Genomic DNA, 8507 nt, shown 5'->3' with positions numbered 1-8507 from the left:
CCGGTAACCCCCCCCCCCCCCGCTTTGGGCCCGCCTTTGGGGTTTTTGGGGGGGGCTGGTTTTGGGGTTTGTTTATTTGGTTCATCCGGGGGGTTTCCCTTTTTTGGGCGGGGGGGGGGGGGGGGGGGGGGGTGGTGTCCGCGGGCCCCCTCTCCCCCCGCCGGGCGCCCCGGCGCCGAATCCGGACGGGCCGCCGGATCGGCGGCCGGATGCAACTGCTCGTTCTGGTACAGGTGGGCGTCGGGGAACGGGCGGATACCGGCGGCCGGAGCTTCGGGCTCGGCCGGTTCCTCCGCGGTGAGCGGGGTGAACTCGAATTCGGTCGGGCGCACCGAGGTCGGGTCGCCGGGGATGATCGCGGGCAGAGTTGTGGTCTGGTCGGGGGCACCGTCCTCGTCGCGGTTCGGAATCCGGACCACCAGGGTGGGTATACCGCCGGTCGGCGGCGAGCTCTCCGCGGAAGGCGCGGTGGTTGCGGGGAATTCGCCAGTACCCGGTGCGGGCGCCGCGAGGGGTTGCGGCGGACGTGCCGGGGAGTTCAGCGCGGTACGGGCTGCGACAGCGAGTTCTCCTGCCGTAGCGAAACGCTCGTGCGGATCCTTGGCCATACCACATGCGATCACATCGTCGAATGCGGCCGGTAACCCGGTTCGCTGAAGACTTGCCCGTGGCGGCGTTTCGGCCAGGTGCGCACGGATCAGCATGCCGATACTCGGCGCGTCGAACGGTTGCGCACCGGTGAGGCATTCGTGCAGAACGCATGCCAGCGAATAGATATCGGCCCGGGAGGTCACCGGTACGCGCTCGAACCGTTCGGGCGCCATATAGGTGTACGAGCCGATCGCGACTCCCGCCTGTGTCACGGCGGAATCGCCCGCGTGGTGCGCTATCCCGAAATCGGCGAGGTACGCGAAATCGGCGTCGGTGACCAGGATGTTCGCCGGTTTCACATCGCGGTGCACCAGACCGTCGGTGTGCGCGGCATCCAGGGCGGCAGCGATCTGCTCGATCACGGTGACCGCGCGCTGCGGGCTCAGCGGGCCACCGGACTGCAGCACGGTCCGCAGATCGGTGCCGGCCACCAGCCGCATATCGATGAACAGGCGGCCCTCGATCACGCCCCAGTCGTGGATGGGGATGATATGCGGTTCGGCGAGCCGGGCCGCGGCCTGCGATTCACGACGGAACCGGGTCTGGTACTCCGGGTCGCCGACCAGATCGCCGGAGAGCAGTTTGAGCGCGACCACCCGATCCTTGACCGTGTCGTAGGCCTCGTAGACCTCACCCATCCCGCCGCTACCCAGCAGGGAACGCAGCTCGTAAGGACCGAACCGCCCGCCGACTTCGGAACCTGGCGCCTGCACCCGTCCATCCTCTCCACGTCGCGGGCGCCGTATCCACCCGGTCGCGTAGTCACGCCGGGCTGCCCGTCAAACCTTGGATTGTCCCGGGGAAACCACACCGTGGTCAAACGCGTACACGATGGCCGCGGCGCGGTCCCGCAGTCCCAGTTTGCCGAAGATATGACCGACATGGGATTTCACGGTGACCTCCGAGATTCCCAGCGCGTGGGCTATCTCACTGTTCGCCCGGCCGCGGCCGATCAGGGCCAGGACCTCGTATTCGCGCCCGGTCAGCTCGCCACCGGCGGGCGGCGCGACCGGCGCGACCGCGGAGGTGCGGTAGGTCGACAGGACGCGTCCGGTGACGGCGGGATCGAGCCAGGCTCCGCCCGCGGCGACGGTGCGGACGGCCCGAATCAGGTCCTCGGCGGGGGAATCCTTGAGCAGGAACCCGGCGGCACCGGCGCGCAATGCCCCGGACAGCAGCTGGTCGTCGTCGAAGGTGGTCAGCACGAGCACCGGTGGTTCGTCGCCGCGGGCCCGCAGCAACCGGGTCGCCTCGATACCGCCCAGCCGTTTCATCCGCAGATCCATGAGCACGATATCGGGGCTGTGTGCCGCGACCGCGGCGAGCACCTCGTCGCCGTCGGCACATTCGCTGATCCGGAACCCGTCGCGGCGGCGCAGGATCCGACGCAGCCCGCCGCGCACGAGTTCCTGGTCGTCGACGATGAGAACCTCGAGGGCTCCGGGATCGTTATCGGCGCTGGTCATATGTCCTCCCGTGATCAGGCGGCCGGCACCGGCCGAGCCGGTTCGGCACACAACTCGACCGGCCCGCATCGGGGCGGGTTCGGCCGTTGCTCACCCGGTCGCCCATGGGCACATTCTCGCCGGACGAAACGGCGGTGCCCCGGATCGCCCGGTGGGCACTGCCGTTGCCCGAGGCCGCGACCGGTGCCGGGACGCCCGCGGTCATCCGGGCAGCCCCGGTCTACGAAGTTGGGGTACGCCGATCGATTTCATCAGTGCACAATGTTCTTCGCGGGTTTCGGGAGCCGGATCGCCGCCCCGCTGCGGGCGGTCGTGTAGTGGGAATTCGGCCCGCACGATCCACGCGCCGGCCTCCGGTCCGATCTGGATCCGGCCGCCGAGACCTTCCGCCCGCTGCCGCATCCCGGTAACACCGGTGCCGTGCCCGATCCGCGCAACCGGTGTGCCCGGCGGAAGCGGATTGCGCACTCGCACGACCGCCGACCGCGCGCCGACCTCCAGCGCGAATTCGACAGCCGCGCCGGGTGCGTGTTTGGCGATATTGGCCAGTGATTCCTGGCAGATGCGATAGAGCGCGAGACCCACCGCCGCGGAGATCCGGTCCAGATCGCCGGTGAACCGGCGGCGCACGGTCAGGCCGGCGTTGGCGAAGTCGTCGATCAGGGCGGCGATATCGTCGGCGCCCGGTTCCGGGCCCGCCGTGGCCGGACCGGAATCCAGCAGTCCCACCGTGCGCCGGATATCGGCCATGGCCTGCCGGCCCAGCCGTTCGGCGTCGGCGAGCGCGTCCACCGCCTCTTCCACATCGCTGTCGGTGGTGAGCGCGTGCCGGGCGGCGGTGACGTGTAGCAGGGTGACGGTGAGCGAGTGGGCGATGACATCGTGTACTTCGCGGGCGATGCGGTTGCGTTCGGCGGCCGCCGCCTGCGCGGCCCGCACATTCTGGTTCTCCCGTTCCTGGTACAGATACAGCCGCTGGTATTGCAGCATCACGCCGACGAGCCAGCCGAGCAGGATTCCGAGCGCGTACATGGGGACGCCGGTGCGCAGGTAGTCGTTTCCCCACAGCACCTGACTCAGTGCGGCGAAGGCGATCAGCTCGACGGTCGCCAGCATGGCCAGCGGAATACTCATCCGTTTCGGCGCGATCGCCGCGATCTCGGCGGCCACCACCATCAGCACGAACGGCGCGAAATCGGATTCCACCGGTTGGGCGAAGAACAGCGCGGCCGCGACCATCGTCGCCACCCCCAGCGCCAGTGGCCGGGGCACGATCCCGAACAGCACATAGGCCGGTACCGATAGGAACAGCAGTACCACCGCGAGCAGCGGCAGCACGGTCGGGAAGTACTCGTGCCGCTGCAGGCAGGCGACGAGACCCAGGACGAGCAGCGCCAGATCGGCGAACAGCACCACCTTCGGCGGGTAGTCGAACGGGAGGTCTCCGAGGGGGTGCCAGCCCAGCCGCAACCGCCCGCTCGGCCACCAGTCCGTGAACCGGCGCCACACCCGGCCGGCCCGAGCGGCCATCGAGCTGCGAGCGCCTGCCACACCGCCACGCTCCACAGCCTCACCACCGCTGCCGGCGATATCGCCGCTACCCGCCGCCGCCTCCGCACCACGGAAGACGACCGCGGTTGCACCGCCCGTTACGGCCGCGGCAACACCACTGCCCACCCCATCGGACGTTGTACCTTCATGGCGGCCGCCGACAGTCTTCCCGTCACCGCGCGACACAGCCTCTCCACTTGCATCAGCGGTCCCGTCCCACCCCGCCGTGGCACCTTCGACCCGGTCGGGGCCGAAATCTGCATCATCGCGGCCGGCACCGGCTCTCCCGGCCGAGACCCGCGAGGTGACTTCTCCGGGGCGGTCGATTGCGTTCCAACCGCCCGCCGCCTGGGTACGGTCCGGTCCGGCGCCGATGCCCTCGTCTGTGCGCCGCGGGTGACCACCCGCTTCGGAACCGGTTGTGCGGTGGCTCTCAGGCACACGTCCAGGGTAATCAGCCCGGGACCCGTGAGACATCCACCTGGGGCCGGGGCCCGTCTCCGCCCCCGGTAGGAGATCGATTCACGCCCGCCGCACGACGAAAGACAGGAGCCGGATCCGTAGCGTGGAACGCACCGACGCCGCACCGGATCGGGCGGCGCACCCCAGGCCCCGACCGAAAGGGCACGGATCATGTCCTGGACAGAGCAGCACCTGCGCACCGAAATCCTGCGCACCGTACTCGACCGCGCGGCCGGCGACCCGGCCCGCGCCGACCTGTTCGACGATATCCCCCACCTCGACCGGTTGTTCGGCGGTCCGCAGGGAGTACTTGCGGCGCTGCGCTATCGGTGGAACATTCATCTGGACGCCAAGCTGGAACTGGGTGCGGCCCAGGGCCGGACCGTGGACGAGGCGTACCTCGAACTGGCGGCCGAACAACCGGTACTGCGCGCGGTACTGGATGCCCGGACGGCGTCGCGGGTGCTGGTCGCGTGAACCGGTCCCGGCCGTACCGACAGCTGTGGAAGACGGGGTGGCGATGACGCAGCCGGCCATGCTGGAGTTGACCGACGTCGTGAAGGAGTACCGCATCGGCGATCAGCCGGTGCGGGCGCTCGACGGGATCGGCCTGCGTCTGGAGGCGGGCGAGTTCACCTCCGTGATCGGTCCGTCCGGGTCCGGGAAGAGCACGCTGCTGCATATGCTCGGCGCGCTGGACCGGCCCGATTCCGGCTCGATCCGGTTCCAGGGCGCCGAAATCGGGGCGTTGAGCGAGGAGCAGCAGTCGGAATTCCGGCGCCATCGCGTGGGGTTCGTATTCCAGTTCTTCAATCTGCTGCCCACCCTGTCGGCGTGGGAGAACGTCGCGGTGCCGAAACTGCTGGACGGCAAATCCCTGCGTAAAGCCAAACCGCGGGCCCTGGAACTGCTCGACCGGGTCGGGCTCGGTGCGCGCGCCGAGCACCGGCCCGCCGAACTGTCCGGCGGGCAGATGCAGCGGGTCGCGGTGGCCCGGGCTCTGATCATGGATCCACCGCTCATCCTGGCCGACGAACCCACCGGCAATCTGGATTCGAAAACCGGCGCCTCGATCCTCGAACTGCTGGCCGAGGTCGCCGGATCGGGTAATTCGGTGGTGATGGTGACCCACGACCGTGGCGCGGTGGACTACTGCGACCGGGTGGTCACCCTCGGCGACGGGCGCATCGGATCGGACGAGCGCACCACCGCGCACACCGTGGGCGCGTAACAACGGAACGAGCCTGTGCCCATCGACCGGGCCGCAGTGCCGATCACAGCGGCGCGTCTGCCCACCAGCGGTGCACATCCTGGCGGGCGGTCGGACCCCATTTACGGACGAACAGCAGAGAGTTGCTGCGCGGCGAATCACCGCCGGTGCCGAAAGAGACCAGCATGTTCACGTTGAACTGGCCACGCGCGCCGGCATCCTCCCAGATATGCGCGGTATACGGTTCGCCGGATTTGGTGCCCGACGACGTATCGTGCGCGGGCAGTCCGGCGATCACCTCCCGGGCGGCTTCGGCGTCCGGATAGCTGATGATCGTGTAGTCCATTCGGGTGGGTTGCAGCTGGATCTGCCGGCAATCCCAGATCGCGTCCCACGGTCGGGTTTCCAGGACCTCGTCGAAGACCGGCACATCCGGTAGCAGTGGGATCTGATCGCCGGGACCGAACCGGCTGCACCGAGCATTCTGGAAGCCGAAGCCGTCGAGTTCGGACCCCTGCGGAAGCAGTGTCGGGAACAGGCGGCGGGTACGGTCGCCTGGCTCACCGCCGGGCGAATCGCCGGGTCCGGTGGCACCGGGGCCGGCCGTACTGCTGGGCTCCCGCTCCAGGGTGGAAGTCTGCGCCGCCGCCGGTGCGCTGTCCGAGCCCGCATCGTCGGCGCCCAGCAACACCACCACCACCGCCGCGATCAGGGCCGCGACGATGAGCGGAACGAGAATCGCCACGGCGATCCACGGCGCCCGGCTGCGTCGCACCGGCGGTGCGGTATTTCCGGGCGCGGCATAGCCGGGGGGCGGCACGGAGTAGCCCGGTGGACCGGGCAGGTAGCCGCCGTGTCGCATGGTCGCCGTCGCACCGGTGTTTTCCACGGACTCACCCGCGTAACCGGCCGGCGCGCCCCCGGGCTCGGGCCGGGCTCCCGTGACCACCGGTATTCCGCCGGTGTGTTCGACACCCGCCGGCACCTTCGGGTTCGCGCCGGTGTGCTCCACACTCGGCGATACGGCGCCGAATCCACCGGTCTGCTCCACCACCGAACCCGGCGAGCCGGCGGGCGGTGCGGGCCGGTTGATCGCGACGGTGGGTTGCGCGCCGGTCCGGTCGACCGGCCCCTGGGTGGTGGCTGCGCGGGCGAGAGCACCCGCACCACCGGTCTGCTCCACCGACGGTCCCCGCTGTGTGCTCGGCTGCGGCGGCACCACCGGCGCACTGCCCGCGTATCGGCTGTCGGCCGGATATCCCGGCGCCCCGGCGGCCGGCGGAACAGGTTGTGCGGGCGGGTATCCCGCGGATGGTGCAGCGAAACCGGGCCCGGGACCGGTGGTTTCCGTCGCCGGCGGGCCGGCGGTCAACGCATGTTCCGCGGCCGCGGCGAACTCGGCACACGTGCGGTAGCGGTGCCCGGGATGTTTGGCCATCGCCTTGGCCAGCACCGGATCCAGACCGGGCGGCAGGCCACGCCGTTTGACCGCCAGCGGCGGCGGCGCCAGCTGCAGATTCCCGTGGATGATATCGGCGGGATTCGGGGAATCGAACGGCGCCATTCCGGTGAGCAGCCAGTACAGCGTGCAGGCCAGCGAATACTGGTCCGACCTACCGTCCATATCGCCGCCGGTCATCTGTTCCGGGGAAGCGAACGCGAGGGTCGCGGTGAACATTCCGGTCTGCGTCAACCGGACCGTTTCCGCACGTAACCGCGCCAGCCCGAAATCGGTCAGGAAAACCCGCTCACCCTGCCCGGTATTGGCGCGGGCGAGCAGGATATTGGACGGTTTCACATCGCGGTGCAGAACACCCATTCCGTGTGCGTAATCGAGCGCGTCGGCGACACCGGCGATGATCTGCACCGCTTTGTCCGGAGGTAGCGTCAGGGAATTCACGGTGCCCGCGTCGGCACCGTCGATGTACTGCATGCACATCCACAGGTGTTCGCCCTCCATACCGCGGTCGTACACCGTGACGATGCTCGGATGGTCCAGTGCGGCGGCCAGATCCGCCTCCCGCTCGAAACGGGTGCGGATCGCGGCATCGGCGAACAATTCCGGTTTGAGCAGTTTGAGCGCGGTCTGTTTCCCGAGCCGGGGATGCCGGGCCAGATACACGGCACCCATTCCGCCTTCACCGAGTTGCCGCTCGATGGTGAACCCGGCGAACACGTCACCGCTGTTGAGCAACACGACCCCCTTCGGGTGACTGACAGACTCGTGAGCCTACCGGGCACACGCCGCCGGTTCCGTCGTGACAACGGTAATTCGCGCAGTCCATGGAAACCCTGTCGATCCGTTCAGCCGGGGGTGACCAAACCCGATTCATAGGCCAGCACCACCGCCTGCGCGCGATCACGCAGATCCAATTTGGTGAAGACCTTCGACACATGGGTTTTCACCGTCTGCTCGGCGATGAACAGAGCTTCGGCGATTTCGGTGTTGGACATCCCCCGGGCGACCAACTCCAGAATCTCGCGTTCCCGCGGTGTGAGCGCCGCCAGCGCCGGCGACGGCGTGCGGCGCGCGGCCCGCCGCATCGTCACCTCGGCGATCAACCGCCGGGTCACGGTCGGCGCGAGCAGCGCCTCCCCCGCCGCGACCACCCGCACCGCGCGCACCAGCTCCTCGGCCGGAGCATCTTTGAGCAGAAACCCGCTGGCGCCCAGACCGAGCGCCTCGTAGACGTAGTCGTCGATATCGAAGGTCGTCAGCATGAGCACCCGCACCGGCGGATCGAAACCCGCGGACAGGATGGAGCGAGCCGCGTCCAGGCCGTTCATCTCCGGCATCCGGACATCCATCAGCACCACATCGGGTCGTAACCGCGCCGCCTCGGCGACCGCCACTTTCCCGTCCGGCGCGTCACCGATGACACTGATATCGGGTTGCGCGGCCAGTAACGCCCCGAACCCCTGCCGGACCATGGCCTGATCGTCGGCGATCAACACGGTTATTGCCACGCGCTCAGCTTAATTGCTGTGTCGACGGGGGGGGGGGCCAGCAGAGCCCCCCGGAGGGGGCATGGAGCAGCGCGAACAGCGGACGGCGGACAGTTTCTCCACGATCTGTTCCGGGGTGCCGACCGCGGCACCGTCGTTGGTCAGATTGTCGATGTAGGCGCGGGCCTTCTCCTCGCCCAGCACGGGGGCCAGCCGCGCGG

General features: G+C 69.1%; 7 protein-coding genes and 1 pseudogene. 2 read left to right on the top strand and 6 right to left on the bottom strand.

The genetic code is table 11. From position 1 onward, the window contains the following. From QH195_RS28350 to QH195_RS28340, 3 genes are all read right to left on the bottom strand, one after another. The coding region (locus QH195_RS28350) for a serine/threonine-protein kinase (RefSeq protein WP_280437637.1) at positions 1–1364 on the bottom strand (1364 nt) is incomplete at its 3' end. 66 nt (positions 1365–1430) lie between these two features. After that, on the bottom strand, positions 1431–2117 hold the full coding sequence (locus QH195_RS28345) for a response regulator transcription factor (protein WP_280437636.1): 687 nt from the start codon (positions 2115–2117) through the stop codon (positions 1431–1433). Between the two features lie 201 nt (positions 2118–2318). Further along, positions 2319–3794, bottom strand: coding sequence for a sensor histidine kinase (locus QH195_RS28340; RefSeq protein WP_280437635.1), 1476 nt, complete (start codon positions 3792–3794; stop codon positions 2319–2321). A 507-nt stretch (positions 3795–4301) separates the two neighbouring features. Here QH195_RS28340 and QH195_RS28335 point away from each other — a divergent pair. Both QH195_RS28335 and QH195_RS28330 read left to right on the top strand, forming a co-directional pair. After that, positions 4302–4607: a hypothetical protein gene (locus QH195_RS28335; protein WP_280426023.1), complete on the top strand. Its 306-nt coding sequence runs from the start codon at positions 4302–4304 to the stop codon at positions 4605–4607. A 43-nt stretch (positions 4608–4650) separates the two neighbouring features. Next, positions 4651–5361 carry an ABC transporter ATP-binding protein gene (locus QH195_RS28330; protein ID WP_280437638.1) on the top strand — a complete coding sequence of 237 codons (711 nt, stop codon included), beginning with the start codon at positions 4651–4653 and terminating at the stop codon, positions 5359–5361. Between the two features lie 43 nt (positions 5362–5404). Here QH195_RS28330 and QH195_RS28325 read toward each other — a convergent pair whose 3' ends face one another. The 3 genes and pseudogenes from QH195_RS28325 to QH195_RS28315 form a co-directional block, all read right to left on the bottom strand. Beyond that, a complete protein-coding gene (locus QH195_RS28325) occupies positions 5405–7537 on the bottom strand; it encodes a serine/threonine-protein kinase (protein ID WP_280437634.1) in 2133 nt (710 codons plus the stop codon). Between the two features lie 107 nt (positions 7538–7644). Next, the gene (locus QH195_RS28320) at positions 7645–8307 is read right to left on the bottom strand and encodes a response regulator transcription factor (RefSeq protein ID WP_280426021.1); all 663 of its coding nucleotides are present in this window, start codon (positions 8305–8307) and stop codon (positions 7645–7647) included. 9 nt (positions 8308–8316) lie between these two features. Further along, positions 8317–8507, bottom strand: a pseudogene (locus QH195_RS28315) (hypothetical protein); the annotation flags it as partial.

It is taken from the genome of Nocardia carnea (assembly GCF_029868855.1).
Classification (GTDB): Bacteria; Actinomycetota; Actinomycetes; order Mycobacteriales; family Mycobacteriaceae; genus Nocardia; species Nocardia carnea_A.
Note: the sequence above shows the minus strand (reverse complement) of the source record. Positions and strands in the feature narration are given on the sequence as shown.